Origin of the sequence: Algoriphagus sp. AGSA1 (assembly GCF_021390545.1) — a bacterium.
Lineage (GTDB): Bacteria > Bacteroidota > Bacteroidia > Cytophagales > Cyclobacteriaceae > Algoriphagus.
Window position 1 is genome coordinate 91,274 of record NZ_JAJUWR010000009.1, and the last position, 13,893, is coordinate 105,166.

Consider the following 13,893-nt stretch of genomic DNA (forward strand, 5'->3'; position numbering starts at 1 on the left):
GATTGTGTTTTCAAAACAAATTCGGTAACATACGTACAGGATTATTAAACAATCATATAGGAATTCAATGGAAGCAAAATTTTCGAACAGAGTCAAAGAGGTGATCTCTCTTAGCCGCGAAGAAGCTCTTCGCCTGGGACATGATTACATTGGCACAGAGCACCTCTTATTGGGGATGATTCGCGAGGGTGAAGGTGTTGCTGTTTCCATTCTTAAGAAATTGGGAGTGCCAATGGATGAGTTGCGTAATGCGATAGAACGGGCCGTGAAAGGTACCGCAAATCACAACGTAAAAAATATGGCCAATATCCCTCTGACCAGACAGTCGGAGAAGGTGTTGAAAATCACGTATTTGGAAGCTAAAATATTCAAAAGTCAACTGATCGGGACGGAGCATTTGCTTCTTTCGATTTTGAGGGATGAAGACAATATTGCCACTCAGATACTCAACAAATTTGAAATCAATTACGATTCGGTAAAGGAGATGCTGGAAATGTCATCGGACAGTTCGCCTCGTTCCAGAGCTGAGGCTGAGGATGGAGATGACGATGGTTCCAAGCTTTTTGGTTCTTCGAGCGGAAGCTCCGGAACATCTAAGCCCGGCGCCGAGAAGTCCCGAACTCCCGTTTTGGATAATTTTGGTAGGGATCTGACCAAAATGGCCGAGGATGATAAGCTGGACCCAATAATCGGTCGTGAGAAGGAAATCGAGCGCGTGGCTCAGATTCTTTCCAGAAGAAAGAAAAACAATCCGATCTTGATCGGTGAGCCTGGCGTGGGTAAGACAGCGATTGCCGAGGGCTTGGCTCTCAGGATTATCCAGAAAAAGGTTTCACGGGTATTGTTCAATAAACGGGTAGTTACCCTGGATTTGGCTTCCTTGGTAGCAGGCACGAAATATAGGGGACAATTTGAAGAGAGAATGAAGGCCGTGATGAACGAACTGGAAAAGTCCCCAAATGTGATCCTGTTCATCGATGAGCTGCATACCATCGTAGGTGCAGGTGGGGCTTCGGGTTCCTTGGATGCGTCAAATATGTTCAAGCCGGCCTTGGCTCGTGGAGAAATCCAATGTATAGGAGCTACCACTTTGGATGAGTATCGCCAGTACATTGAGAAAGATGGGGCTCTGGCAAGAAGATTCCAGATGGTGATGGTAGATGCCACCACCCCTGAGGAGACTGTACAGATCCTAAATAATATTAAGGATAAGTACGAGGATCATCACAATGTCAATTATACCGATGAGGCTATTGTTGCTTGTGTGAAACTTTCTGACCGATATATTTCTGACCGATTCCTACCGGATAAAGCCATAGATATTTTGGACGAGGCGGGAGCTAGAGTCCATATCAACAATATTCATGTACCTGAAGAAATCCTGAAGCTTGAAGCTGAGGTGGAGGATATCAAGACTGAGAAAAACCGTGTGGTGAAATCCCAGAAATACGAGGAAGCCGCTCAACTGAGAGATAAGGAGAAAAAATTGCTTGAGCAATTAGAGACTGCCAAAAACAAGTGGGAAGAGGAAAGTAAATCAAAGAGATACACTGTCGATGAGGACCACGTGGCGGAGGTAATCGCCATGATGACAGGTGTTCCTGCGAAGAGAATAGCGCAGAATGAAGGTGTGAAATTGCTGGGTATGAATACGGAGCTTTCGGGTAAGGTAATCGGACAGGATGAGGCGATCAAGAAGCTGACTAAGGCTATCCAAAGAACCAGGGTTGGCTTGAAAGATCCTAAAAAGCCGATAGGTTCCTTTATCTTCCTAGGCCCTACGGGAGTTGGGAAAACGGAGTTGGCCAAGATGCTTGCGACTTACCTCTTTGACAAGGATGATTCTCTGATCAGAATAGATATGTCTGAGTACATGGAAAAGTTCTCCGTGTCCAGATTGGTAGGAGCGCCTCCAGGCTATGTAGGTTATGAAGAAGGCGGACAGTTGACAGAGAAAGTCAGAAGAAAGCCTTACTCTGTAGTGTTGCTTGATGAGATAGAGAAGGCTCACCCAGATGTGTTCAATATCCTTCTGCAAGTATTGGATGATGGGATTTTGACGGATGGTTTGGGTCGAAAAGTGGATTTTAGAAATACCATAATCATCATGACCTCCAACATTGGGGTGAGGGATCTGAAAGATTTCGGAGCCGGAATAGGGTTTGCCAGCCAGTCGAGAACTGACAATATGGATGAGGTGATGAAGTCAACCATTCAGTCTGCTTTGAAAAAAGCGTTTAGCCCTGAGTTCTTAAACAGGCTGGATGACGTGGTAGTGTTTAATTCACTTAGTCAAGAACATATCTTTAAGATCATCGATATCAGCTTAGGCAAGTTGTTTTCCAGAATCACAGATCTGGGCTATAAAATAGAGCTTACAGATAAGGCAAAGGAATTCTTGGCCGAGAAGGGGTATGACCAGCAATATGGTGCAAGACCTCTGAACAGAGCTATCCAGAAATACCTGGAGGATGCGATTGCGGAGGAAATCCTCAAGGGAGATCTTTCTGAGGGAGATGTGATCACCGCAGATTATTCAGGTGAGGGCACAGAACTGACCATCGCAGTGAAAAAGAAAGAAAAAGCTGAAGAGTAAAAAGTTAGCTGAACTAGTTAGAGGCCCCAGGCATTGAGTTTGGGGCTTTTTTTTGATGTTGTTGCTATTGATTACAAGATTGCCAAGGGCATTCACCGTACCAACCCCGAATACAGCGAAGCGAAATTCGGGGTGCTAGATAAATGTGAGATCCTAGAGTGCCAACGGCACGATCAGTACTAAAAGATCATGTGGATATAAATACCAATCGTGCCGTTGGCACTCCCTTACCTATATTGCCTAGTTAACCCAGAATTGCATTCTGGGCATTTACCGGTCTTGCCTTTGGCAAGATGAACCATCAGCACCGGCGGAAGTTTATTTTTGAAAATCATAAACCATCTCAAGAGCCGCATCCTGCGACATTCCTCCCGGATTAAGCCCTGGCATTCCTTCCGGAATGGCTTTGCCAAGCTTATCGTAATAGGATACCCAGATCGGGAAAAACTCATTGGAATCCGGATCTTTGAATGTCATTGGGGGTGTTTCGAATACAGGAACTCCGTTATTGGCTTGTTGGAGAGATAAGTGGATGAGTTCTGAGCAATAGTAGGAGTCATTAAGCAAGTCAAATTCGGAATCATAAGGTTTTCCTAGAAGTTTTTGGGCTTCTTGTAGTGCCGACGGGATTAGATGCTGGTATTCAGGTTTCAGTCTGCCCACCATTACTTTTGGCTTACCTTCAGTATCCAGATGACGGTTTAGAAAGCTGTCAAGAGGAGTTTTGGATACGCCTTTTGAGATTGCCTCCAGTACATACCAGTTATTGTTTTCCAAGAGGAGAAACCCATTATGTGAAAAATCCCTTCCTTCATATCCTGATGTCACCGCACGGATCGCATCGCAGAAATCACCACAATCTCCATCCTGAAAAAGTATATCTCCTTCCTGCCAGCTAAACTCAACTTTAGACTGGCAGGAAGACAAAGAAATAAGCGTGAAAGCCAATAAGGATATTAAGAGAACCTGCTTAAAAGCCATTGGAATCATATCGATAAAATAAAAAACATAAGACTCACTGCCAGGATCAAAATCATCTTCTTGGCTTTTTCTTTGATTTCGGGAGCAAGTTTCCGCTTTCGGATCACGAGTACTGCCAGGCTTAAGCCAACTAATTGCAGCGCCATGCCCACGCCGTTCAATGGTCCCATGGGCGCTTCCAATACGCTGAAGTATAAGTTGGCAAGGGCAAGAAGGCACAATACTATGCCGGTAATCCCAAATAAAAAAGAACGTTGGAGTAGTGTCTTTTCGGAGTGCTCAGTCCATTTCATTATATCTCAATCTAAATAGGGAGGCAAGATACAAGACTTATTCCTGTCTAGTTACCTACGGCGATAGCTTTTACTTTTTGCTCTTTATTTTCTCCAGTCTTGAATTGAAATATCTACTTATTTCATCGACGTTCATTGCGTTTAAGGTCATCTCCGCGGTAAGTCCGCCCTTTCTTCCAACGAGCACACCATACTTCATGTCCGAATAACCTTCCATGGCATGAGCATCAGGATTGATGGAGAGCATCACACCTTGATCCATGGCATACCGGACCCATCTCCAGTCCAGATCCAGGCGCCAGGGATTGGCATTGATTTCTATGACCACATTATTGGCAGCGCAGGCATCAACAATCGCTCTATGGTCAATAGGGTAGCCTTGTCTTCTAAGCAGCAATCTGCCAGTGGGATGTCCTAAAATAGTGGTATAAGGGTTTTCTATTGCCGTGATCAATCGGGCTGTTGCCCGTCTGATGTCCATGTTCAATATGGAGTGGACTGACGATACAATGAAGTCAAAACTTGCCAGCACTTCCGGGGCATAATCAAGTTTGCCATCCGAAAGTATATCGCTTTCTATTCCTTTGAAAATACGGAAAGGAGACATTTCTTTATTTAGTGCGTCGATCTCTTGGTGCTGCTTATTAATTTGGTCCTCCGTCAAACCACCGGCGTAGAAAGCGGTTTTACTGTGATCCGAGATGCCTAGATAGCCATATCCCAATTCTCTGCAATATTCAGCCATTTGTCTCAGGCTGTGCTTGCCGTCACTGTAGGTGGAGTGATTGTGAATTATGCCCTTCAGGTCTTTTTCGGTCAGCAAGTCAGGGATTTTATTTTCCTTGGCCATCTCAATCTCTCCAAATCCCTCACGCATCTCCACGGGGATAAACTGGAGCTTGTTGATGCTGAAAAATTCCTCTTCGCTGGCATAGTCTTTTTTGAACAGCTTTTTTGCCACACTTTCCTGTTCATCCACTAAGGATTCCAGGTGTAATGGAGCCGCGATAAGAGACAGCTTTTTCCATAGATAATCTTCTTTGGCGCAAAAATGGACGCTGATTTTCAAATCGATGTCTTTCAGGTTGCCTCGAAGTACCCTGGGGCCTGATTCGCGTAGATTCCATTCTATGGATTCCATAGACCTGATGTTGGATTTCACAGGGGCTAATTCATCCCCGGCTATGAGGAACTCCGCTTCTGTGATGATTTCCAGTCTCCTGGCAAAATCTCCTACAATGTCCAAAGTGGCTTCTGACATATAGACCCGCAGCGTTTCTTCCAGCTGGGAAATCATCGGTGCTATGTCAGCATAAAGCCACTTGCCCGAATTGGAAGCTGTAAACTCCAGGTTCTCTATAATTGTATTCTGGGTTTTTTCCCCGAAACCCTTGATTTTGGCCACCTTTCCAGACTGGCAGGCTTCCATCAATTCATGGGTGGAGGTAATCCCCAATTCAGTCCAGAGAGTTTTTATTTTTTTTGGCCCCAAGCCTTTGATCTGAAGCACTTCCAGGATTCCCTCAGGTGTTTTTGCCAGCAATTCCTCAAGCATGGGGAAGGTGTCAGTTTCCTTAAGCTGTTGTATGGCTTCCAGCATGCTTTTCCCAACTCCCTGAATTGCGGCAAGTTCTTGCTCGCTCAGCACCATGATGTCCTGATCTCCCCGCTCTAAGCTGATGAGCGCACTTTGATAGCTTCGGATTTTGAAGGGGTTTTCATCGTGAAGTTCCATCAGCTGAATACTGAGTTTTATCTTTTTCAGAAGTGTCTTGTGATCCAAAATTCCTATGGTTATGTGAACGAATTCAGACAGATGTCTTTAAATAAAGTTTCAATTTAATGTACTATGGCTTAACTTAAAATTGAAATCCGATTTTCAATTTGCTGTTGGAGGTTAATGCATTGGATAGGAGTGGCATTCATTCCATTTCTTGGGTTTTTGATTCGGGGGATTGTGTTTACCTTTTGAGAAGCGTTTGCGTATATAATTTTATAATCAATGAATGTATGAAGTACTGGATGGTAAAATCTGAGCCAGGATCGTATTCCTGGGATGATTTCGTAGGCAAAAATGAAGATATATGGGACGGTGTGAGAAATTATCAGGCTAGGAATTTTTTAAGGGAAATGCAGCTGGGTGACTTGGTGTTCTTTTACCATAGCGGCAAGGAAAAGGCCATAGTAGGGATCGCTGAAGTGAGTCAGGAGCAGTTTCCTGAACCCGGGAATGAAGACTGGACAGCAGTCAAACTGAAGGTGAAGAGAACCTTGAAAAATCCTATTTCCCTGGCAGAAATAAAAGCGGAGGATAGACTTTCCTCCTTGCCCATGCTGAAGCAATCCCGCTTGTCTGTGCTTCCGGTAGGTAAAGAAGAGTTTGATATACTGCTAAAGATGGGTTCATGAAATCGAGCCTGCCTGTCTGGTAGGCGGGCCTGCCTACCGGACAGGCAGACGTGTCGAAAACGACACACTGAGGAGTGGTTATTCACTATGCGAGATTCTCCCGAACCAAATTCGGGACAGGCTATAAGACCTTTAAAATTCAATTGTAAACATATGAAAAATGTTTTCCTCTTCCTTTTTCTTTTTATCCTTGTGGAGGGTGCTTTTGCGCAGCTCAGGTTTATTGAGCGTTTCGAGGTGGCCTCTGAGCTAAATGATCCTCTATTCGAAATGATGGATTCAGAATCTGGTCTGGTTTCCTTCCGCTCTTTACCGGGGAAGGGGCTGGGCTCCAAGCAGGTTTTTCAATATTTTGTTTCCGATTCCAGTTTGAATTCCGTGGAAGGAGTAGTAGAGTTTCCGGTCAAAGATGGATATGATCTGCTGGGATATGATACGGATAATAACATGTTGTTTGCGCTGTTTACAAGAGGCTTTACGACCAACTCCAGTAAGTACCTTTTGCAGATTGATTTGGAGACCAGGCAAGGGGTTGAATTTGCAGTGGATAATGTCCTGGATATGGAACTGGTTGAATTTCTGGTACAAGACCAAAAGGCCATTTTTATGGGAACGACGGACAGCAGACCGGTTTTGCAGATTTATGATCTGTTGACAAAAAGTGTTCATACGCTACAGGGAATCTATGGGAACAACACCCAGATCCTTCAAATCAGAAAAATGCCCGAAACAAGGTCACTAAAGGTGGTGTTGAGCAGAAAGGGAGCTTACAGAAACAGGGACTTGCTCGTCAACACCTATGACATGACAGGAAATGTCATTCAGGAAATAAAAGTTGACAAGTTTGCAGATCCAGGTCAGGAAATTATGGACGGCATACTGGTGCCCGTAGGCAATTATCAAGAGGCAATGTTGGGCGCGTTTGGGTTGGAACGCAGAAATGCCTATCAAGGAATGTATATCATGGATATCAACGAATTTGGGGAGTATGACTTTAAGCTTTATACCTTGGAGGATTTTCCTAATTTTTACAATTACCTCAACGAAAAGAACAAAGCAAAAAGGGATAAAGAAGTGCTGAAAGAACTGGAGAAAGAGAAGATTCCCGGAATCAAAAATGTGTATTCAATTCGCGAAGTCCGCCAAAGTCCGGATGCCTATTATCTGTATTTTGATCATTACACCGTGTCAAACAGTCGTTCTGGATATCAGAATGGGATGAACTCATATGGAGGGTATCGGTATGACCGATGGAGTAGGATGGGGACCCAGATGTTCAATGATCCCTACCTGACCAACCGTTTTCCTATGGCTGGCAGGTATCAGACTACCCCTGAGTATAGGTATGTATCTGCGCATTTTGCCAAAGTGGCCAAGTCCGGTCAAGTGCTCTGGGACAATTCCAGCACTTATCACGAACTGGTGACCACTTATCCGGAGGCTTTTGGAGAAATAGCCGTGGTGGGTGATGATGTTTACCATAGCTATGTGGAGAATGAGCTCATCAAGTTGAGCTTTTTCAGAAAGGGGGAGAAAATCTTTGAAAATTACGAGTTTGAACTGGGCTTGGTCAACGAAAATGAGCGCATACAGAATACCAACATGGAGAGCCTGAGGTTGATCCACTGGTACGACAGGTACTTTTTGCTTACAGGGACACAGCGGATCAGATTTGTCAAAGAAGGAGGAGGGGATGAGGTTCGTGAGGTTTACTTTGTCACCAAAATTGTGGTGGACGGGGATTTGTATAAGCCAGAACAACTCCCAGACTAGATTTTCTTTTTATATTTACCCTCAAATCTACCCCATGCAAAAAAGGCTTGTCTTAGACGAAGGACAGATTGAGATCATACTCAGACGATTCTGTCATCAATTGATAGAAAATCACGACGATTTTGAGAATACCGTACTTTTGGGCCTGCAGCCTAGAGGTCCGATTTTATTGGATAAGATCGTTCAGCTTTTGAAAGAGATTTCTGGTGTGAGCGTTCCTTCAGGATATCTGGATGCTACTTTTCACCGGGACGATTTTCGCAGGAGAGATTTTCCCCTCAAAGCAAACGAAACCAAAATCAATTTTCTGGTAGAAGGCAAAAAAGTGATCCTGGTCGATGACGTGCTCTACAAAGGCAGGTCTGTACGTGCGGCCATGGATGCGATGATCGCATTTGGCAGACCGCAGAAAGTAGAACTCATGGTGCTGGTAGATCGCAAACTCACCCGCGACTATCCCATAATGCCGGATTATTATGGGGTTCGTGTTCACACGTTGGAGAGCCAATATGTGCTCGTGGAATGGGCAGACAAGGGGAATGAAAAAGATGCAATTTGGATCACAGAGAAAGTTAAGCCATAACCATGTCGCAACTCAGTACAAAACACCTACTCGGGATCAAAAACCTTACAGAGGAGGATCTACAACTTATTCTTGATACTGCGGCAAATTTCAAAGAGGTGATCAATAGGCCGATCAAAAAAGTGCCTTCACTTCGCGATATTACCATTGCCAACGTGTTTTTTGAGAATTCCACCCGTACCCGGCTTTCCTTCGAGCTGGCAGAAAAAAGGCTTTCTGCCGATGTGGTGAATTTTTCATCTTCAAATAGTTCTGTGAAAAAAGGGGAGACATTGGTGGATACCGTAAACAATATCCTTTCCATGAAAGTGGACATGGTGGTCATGCGACACTCAAGTCCTGGCGCCCCTCACTTCCTTGCGCGAAACGTAAATGCGAATATCGTGAACGCCGGGGACGGCACCCATGAGCATCCTACCCAGGCATTGCTGGATTCTTATTCAATCAAGGAAAAGCTGGGTGACGTAGCGGGAAAAAAAGTGGCCATCATCGGGGATATCCTTCATTCCCGAGTAGCATTATCCAATATTTTTTGCCTGCAAAAGTTAGGAGCCGAAGTCATGGTCTGCGGACCGATCACACTTCTGCCAAAATACATTGAGAGCCTCGGGGTAAAAGTGGAATTGGATGTGAAAAAAGCACTTCAGTGGTGCGACGTGGCGAACGTACTGAGAATCCAACTCGAAAGGCAGCAGATCAAATATTTCCCGAGCTTGCGTGAATATTCCCTTTATTACGGAATCAATAAGAAGCTACTGAACCAGCTGGATAAGGAAATAGTAATCATGCACCCAGGGCCGATCAACCGGGGGGTGGAACTGAATTCTGACGTGGCTGATTCCGAACATTCGATTATCTTAGACCAGGTGCAAAACGGCGTGGCCGTGAGAATGGCAGTACTATACTTGCTGGCGGGGACAAAAGGGTAATCTATTTGAAGTTTCAAATTTGGGATTTCAGATTTTCTCACTTAAAATTTCAAATCTATTTTTATGCTAAGCGTCATCAATCTGGTAAAAACCTATGACAAGCAGAACGCTGTCAACGATATTTCATTCGAACTGCAGGGAGGAGAGGTCGTGGGCTTGCTTGGGCCGAACGGGGCGGGGAAGAGTACTACCATGAAGTGTATAGTGGGGCTGCTTCGCAAAACATCCGGAGAAATCACCCTCGGGGGATACGACCATCTGAGTGTGGAGGCAAAGCGTCTTTTCAGCTACATTCCGGAAACTCCATATGTGTATGACTTGCTCACCGTACAGGAGCACATGCAGTTTGTAGCCCAGGCATACGGTGTGAAAGAGTGGAGGGAAAAATCAGATGAATACCTGGAACTCTATGAGTTGACGGATAAAAAGGATAAACTGGGACGGGACTTATCCAAGGGAATGCGTCAAAAAGTCTCAATATGCTGTGCCTTATTGCCGGATCCACAGGTCTTGTTCTTTGATGAACCCATGATCGGACTGGATCCCAAGGCAATCAAAAACACCAAAAAGATTTTCCGGGAACTGAAAGAAGCTGGTAAAACTATTCTGGTCAGCACGCATCTGATTGACAGCGTGGAATCCATCGCCGACCGGATCCTGATTTTAAAAAATGGGAATATAGTCGGCAATGACACCATAGCCAATCTCAAGCTCCAGTTTGTACAGGAAGAAGGTACCACACTTGAAGATCTATTTTTAGAAATGACCAAAGATGAATGAAATCCGACTGTTGCTCAGGAAGGATATTCTCATCCTGATCAATAATATCAAACTGATACTCAGGAATCCACTCAGACTTTTGCCCTATGCCGGGATCGCCGGGTATATTTTCTTCATGTATTTCATACGCATGAAAAGCCGGGGTGACAGCACTCCTTCCCAGGATATTCCTGAATTGGATATGAACGGTCTTCCAGAGGTGAATTTTGCCATGCAAAATGTAATTGGGGCGGTAACGTTGCTCGCCTTGGTCTTTTTGATCTATCAGTTGTTCCGCGCCACGAAAAACAATGTCAGCTTCTTTAAGATGGCTGATGTCAATCTGCTGTTTACATCTCCCGTCAAGCCTGAGAATATCCTGATTTATTACATGGGAAGGTCGATATTGCCTTCCTTGGGCGGAGCGCTCATCTTCGTGGCTTATGCGTCCAGTCAGGCGTATGAGACCTTTGATCTGACAGTGGCCAATTTCACATTTCTGATACTTGCGGTAGCCTTGTTCTTTTTTATCCTGTCTCCCATCAAGTTTCTGGTTTACACCCTCAATACCAAGTATGACGTGATGGAGTATATCCGGTCCGGCGTGATTGTTTTGGCGATATTGCTGGCGGGAATGATCATTGTTCCAGGTCTTTTGGCAGATAAGTTTTGGCAGGGGATGTTTGCTTGGATTTCATCCCCATGGTTTGATTTCTTCCCTCTAGTAGGATGGAGTAGGGGAATAGGAAGCTATCTTGCCCACGACAATGTTGTTTTGTCTGTGGGGTTTATCCTGCTGTATGGCATAGCGTTTTTTGTGATTCTCAAGCTTGTCATCCGATTTGCCGGATATTATTATGAAGATGTACTGGAAGCGACCAAATCTAACGAGGAAAAGCTGGAGAAAGTAAAGGGTAAGAAGCAGGTTGGAGAAAGCTCCTATAGCCTCAATACCAAGAAGAAATTAGCCCTTCCTGACTTTGGTACCGGGGCTAAGGCGTTTTATTGGAGAAATTACGTGCATAGCTCCAGACAGGATTTTCATCCCCTGTTTGGTCTGTATTCCCTGATCATGGTGGCTGTGGGGATCGTATTGGCTATACTTTCCGTATTCGATTGGTTTTCACACTATTTCCTCTACGGATATCTGCTGATTATGCTGTTCATCTACTTCTTTGCGGGCATAGGCAGGGCGAATGTAGGCGATCTGAAGAAACCTTTTTTCATACTGGTTCCTGCGAGTTGGGCTTCCAAGTTCTGGAATATGATCAAGCTGGATATCTTGCAGATCACATTGTTTTGCATTGCGCTGATAGTGCCTTCTGTCTTGATTGCGGGACTAAATTGGTTTATCATTCCCCTGTTTCTTTTTGCAACTATAGAGATTTATTTGGTGGGTTTTGGTATCAATATTATTCCGCAGATTTCTTTGGATGAGGGCTGGGATAGAAAGCTGATCAAGCCCTTCATCATCGGGGGGATTGTCCTTTTTGGTTTTGTGCCTTCCTTTGCGTTCAGTGTAATTGCGTTTATAATATCCAAGCAGTTTGTCTGGGCACTCTTCGGAGGTACTTTTGGGCTGTTTTTCGTAGCGGCGATCCTGATGCATGTGACATTGGATGTGCTGAAGCGGCTGGAATTTAAAGAGGTGTAAGTTTTTTTTTAGCCACAAAGAGCGCAAAGAAAGCACCGCTATGCAGTGCAGTCTTCAGACTGCTCATTAATAAATGATGTTAGAAGTCGAAAGACTTAATTATCTAAGGTCCAAGCCTGCCTGTTGCAGGACGGTTAGAAGATTATCAGGAGGCTGCTTAGAAAACCTGAATAATGTCCTCTGTGTAAACCTCCAAAGCCTCCGGGAGTGTCTCACTCACGGAAATATGGAATTGAATGACCAACTTTAGCGCAAGGTCTTCCTGACTTTGCCGGGATTCAATACAGTCTTCAGACTGCTAAACTTAAAATAGACCTGTTAACTTGAAAAGGCAGTCTGGAGACTGCAATACTTAGGGTCCAAGTCTGAAGACTTGAACCAAATAAGTAGTAATGGGTTAATAAAACCTTTGAAAATAGCCTGCCATCTTTTCAGCTTTTCATTAGTGAAGCCGAATTTTATTCTGTTTTAACTTTCTCCCAGTCGCATACCCAAGAAAAATCCTGTATTTTTGATAACCAAATATGACCAGATATGATCTATAATTCAATAATTGATACCATCGGCAATACCCCGATGATCCGCCTAAACAAGCTTGCTAAACATATCAAGGGAGAGGTACTCGTGAAGGTGGAGTACTTCAATCCCGGCAACTCCATGAAGGACCGTATGGCGATCAAAATGGTGGAGGATGCGGAGAAATCCGGGATATTGAAGCCGGGAGGGACAATCATAGAAGGAACAAGTGGGAATACTGGAATGGGACTGGCGTTGGCAGCTGTCGCAAAAGGTTATAAGTGTATTTTCACGATGGCAGATAAGCAATCCAAAGAGAAAATCGATATTCTGAAAGCAGTAGGGGCAGAGGTGATCGTGTGCCCAACTAACGTTTCCCCTGATGATCCTAGGTCTTACTACTCTGTAGCGAAGAAATTAAATCAGGATATTCCGAATTCCTTTTATCCTAACCAATACGACAACCTGTCCAATACTGCCGCCCACTACGAGACTACCGGGCCAGAAATCTGGAATGATACAGATGGCAAGGTGACGCATTATGCGGCAGGGGTGGGAACTGGCGGATCCATGTGCGGTGCTGCCCAATACCTCAAAGAGCAGAATCCCAATGTGGTGACAGTTGGGATTGACACCTATGGATCCGTATTCAAAAAATATAAGGAGACTGGAATTTTCGATGAAAAGGAGGTCTATCCATACCTGACAGAAGGAATCGGGGAGGATATTCTACCTAAGAATGTGAACTTCGATATGATAGACCATTTCGTCAAAGTGACGGATAAGGATTCCGCTGTGATGACACGCCGCCTGGCCAGGGAAGAGGGGTTGTTTGTAGGATGGTCATGTGGTTCGGCAGTACACGGGGCGCTGGAGTGGGCCAAAGATAATTTGAAAGAAGGTGACCAGATGGTCATTATACTTCCGGATCATGGCACCAGATACTTGGGCAAAGTGTATAACGACGAATGGATGAGGAACCACGGTTTTCTGGAAGACAAGACCTTCTCCACGGCAAGGGATATTATTTCCCAGAGAACAGGGACCTATACCTTGGTTTCGACATTAAAGTCTGATTCTGTCAGAGACGCTATTGGTTTGATGAACAAGACCAGTGTTTCCCAGATTCCTGTAATGGAAAACGGCGAAGTGGTCGGGAGCCTTACGGACAATAAATTACTTGCCAAAATCATAGACAATCCATCTCTGAAAGATGCTTCAGTGGCTGATGTGATGGAAGACTCCATGCATTTTGTGGCACTGGACAGTACCCTGGACGTGCTTTCCTCCATGGTGGAAAAGGAAAAAGCTGTGCTGGTGCGGGATGTGCAAAATCAGATTCACATCATCACCAAGCATGATATACTGGAAGCTTTCACGAAGTAGTTTTGCTTATCTGC

11 protein-coding genes are annotated in these 13,893 nt (G+C 44.6%); 8 read left to right on the plus strand and 3 right to left on the minus strand.

Going from position 1 to position 13,893, the window contains the following annotated elements; translation table 11 throughout:
• The first annotated feature begins 67 nt into the window (after positions 1 to 67).
• A complete protein-coding gene (locus LZF95_RS08700; protein WP_233754595.1) occupies positions 68 to 2,596 on the plus strand; it encodes an ATP-dependent Clp protease ATP-binding subunit in 2,529 nt (842 codons plus the stop codon).
• A 318-nt stretch (positions 2,597 to 2,914) separates the two neighbouring features.
• Here the strand turns inward: LZF95_RS08700 and LZF95_RS08705 are convergent, their stop codons facing one another.
• From LZF95_RS08705 to LZF95_RS08715, 3 genes are all read right to left on the minus strand, one after another.
• Positions 2,915 to 3,577 carry a YiiX/YebB-like N1pC/P60 family cysteine hydrolase gene (locus LZF95_RS08705; RefSeq protein ID WP_233754596.1) on the minus strand — a complete coding sequence of 221 codons (663 nt, stop codon included), beginning with the start codon at positions 3,575 to 3,577 and terminating at the stop codon, positions 2,915 to 2,917.
• Positions 3,578 to 3,582: 5 nt separating this feature from the next.
• Entirely contained in the window at positions 3,583 to 3,870 is a 288-nt protein-coding gene (locus tag LZF95_RS08710) for a hypothetical protein (protein ID WP_233754597.1), read from the minus strand.
• A 70-nt stretch (positions 3,871 to 3,940) separates the two neighbouring features.
• Complete coding sequence (locus LZF95_RS08715; protein WP_306422300.1) at positions 3,941 to 5,653, minus strand: helix-hairpin-helix domain-containing protein; 1,713 nt, start codon at positions 5,651 to 5,653, stop codon at positions 3,941 to 3,943.
• A gap of 227 nt (positions 5,654 to 5,880) precedes the next feature.
• On the opposite strand from LZF95_RS08715, the gene LZF95_RS08720 reads away from it, so the two are divergent.
• The 7 genes from LZF95_RS08720 (at position 5,881) to LZF95_RS08750 (ending at position 13,879) form a co-directional block, all read left to right on the plus strand.
• Positions 5,881 to 6,279 (plus strand): EVE domain-containing protein, encoded by a 399-nt coding sequence (locus LZF95_RS08720; RefSeq protein ID WP_233754598.1) that lies wholly within the window; start codon positions 5,881 to 5,883, stop codon positions 6,277 to 6,279.
• A 153-nt stretch (positions 6,280 to 6,432) separates the two neighbouring features.
• Positions 6,433 to 8,052, plus strand: a complete 1,620-nt coding sequence (locus LZF95_RS08725; RefSeq protein ID WP_233754599.1) for a transcriptional regulator — start codon at positions 6,433 to 6,435, stop codon at positions 8,050 to 8,052.
• A gap of 34 nt (positions 8,053 to 8,086) precedes the next feature.
• The gene (pyrR, locus tag LZF95_RS08730; RefSeq protein WP_233754600.1) at positions 8,087 to 8,635 is read left to right on the plus strand and encodes a bifunctional pyr operon transcriptional regulator/uracil phosphoribosyltransferase PyrR; all 549 of its coding nucleotides are present in this window, start codon (positions 8,087 to 8,089) and stop codon (positions 8,633 to 8,635) included.
• Between the two features lie 2 nt (positions 8,636 to 8,637).
• Entirely contained in the window at positions 8,638 to 9,564 is a 927-nt protein-coding gene (locus tag LZF95_RS08735; RefSeq protein WP_233754601.1) for an aspartate carbamoyltransferase catalytic subunit, read from the plus strand.
• A gap of 63 nt (positions 9,565 to 9,627) precedes the next feature.
• Positions 9,628 to 10,344, plus strand: coding sequence for an ABC transporter ATP-binding protein (locus LZF95_RS08740; protein WP_233754602.1), 717 nt, complete (start codon positions 9,628 to 9,630; stop codon positions 10,342 to 10,344).
• Positions 10,337 to 11,977: a putative ABC exporter domain-containing protein gene (locus LZF95_RS08745; protein ID WP_233754603.1), complete on the plus strand. Its 1,641-nt coding sequence runs from the start codon at positions 10,337 to 10,339 to the stop codon at positions 11,975 to 11,977. Before LZF95_RS08740 ends, LZF95_RS08745 begins: the two co-directional genes overlap by 8 nt.
• 534 nt (positions 11,978 to 12,511) lie before the next feature.
• Entirely contained in the window at positions 12,512 to 13,879 is a 1,368-nt protein-coding gene (locus LZF95_RS08750; protein WP_233754604.1) for a pyridoxal-phosphate dependent enzyme, read from the plus strand.
• Positions 13,880 to 13,893: the final 14 nt, after the last annotated feature.

Excerpts from the sequence above, each read along its gene's own strand:
- LZF95_RS08705 (WP_233754596.1), bottom strand. The coding sequence starts at position 3,577 with ATGGCTTTTAAGCAGGTTCTCTTAATATCCTTATTGGCTTTCACGCTT.
- LZF95_RS08750 (WP_233754604.1), top strand. The coding sequence starts at position 12,512 with ATGATCTATAATTCAATAATTGATACCATCGGCAATACCCCGATGATC.
- LZF95_RS08740 (WP_233754602.1), top strand. The coding sequence starts at position 9,628 with ATGCTAAGCGTCATCAATCTGGTAAAAACCTATGACAAGCAGAACGCT.
- LZF95_RS08720 (WP_233754598.1), top strand. The coding sequence starts at position 5,881 with ATGAAGTACTGGATGGTAAAATCTGAGCCAGGATCGTATTCCTGGGAT.
- LZF95_RS08700 (WP_233754595.1), top strand. The coding sequence starts at position 68 with ATGGAAGCAAAATTTTCGAACAGAGTCAAAGAGGTGATCTCTCTTAGC.
- pyrR (WP_233754600.1), top strand. The coding sequence starts at position 8,087 with ATGCAAAAAAGGCTTGTCTTAGACGAAGGACAGATTGAGATCATACTC.
- LZF95_RS08710 (WP_233754597.1), bottom strand. The coding sequence starts at position 3,870 with ATGAAATGGACTGAGCACTCCGAAAAGACACTACTCCAACGTTCTTTT.
- LZF95_RS08745 (WP_233754603.1), top strand. The coding sequence starts at position 10,337 with ATGAATGAAATCCGACTGTTGCTCAGGAAGGATATTCTCATCCTGATC.
- LZF95_RS08725 (WP_233754599.1), top strand. The coding sequence starts at position 6,433 with ATGAAAAATGTTTTCCTCTTCCTTTTTCTTTTTATCCTTGTGGAGGGT.
- LZF95_RS08735 (WP_233754601.1), top strand. The coding sequence starts at position 8,638 with ATGTCGCAACTCAGTACAAAACACCTACTCGGGATCAAAAACCTTACA.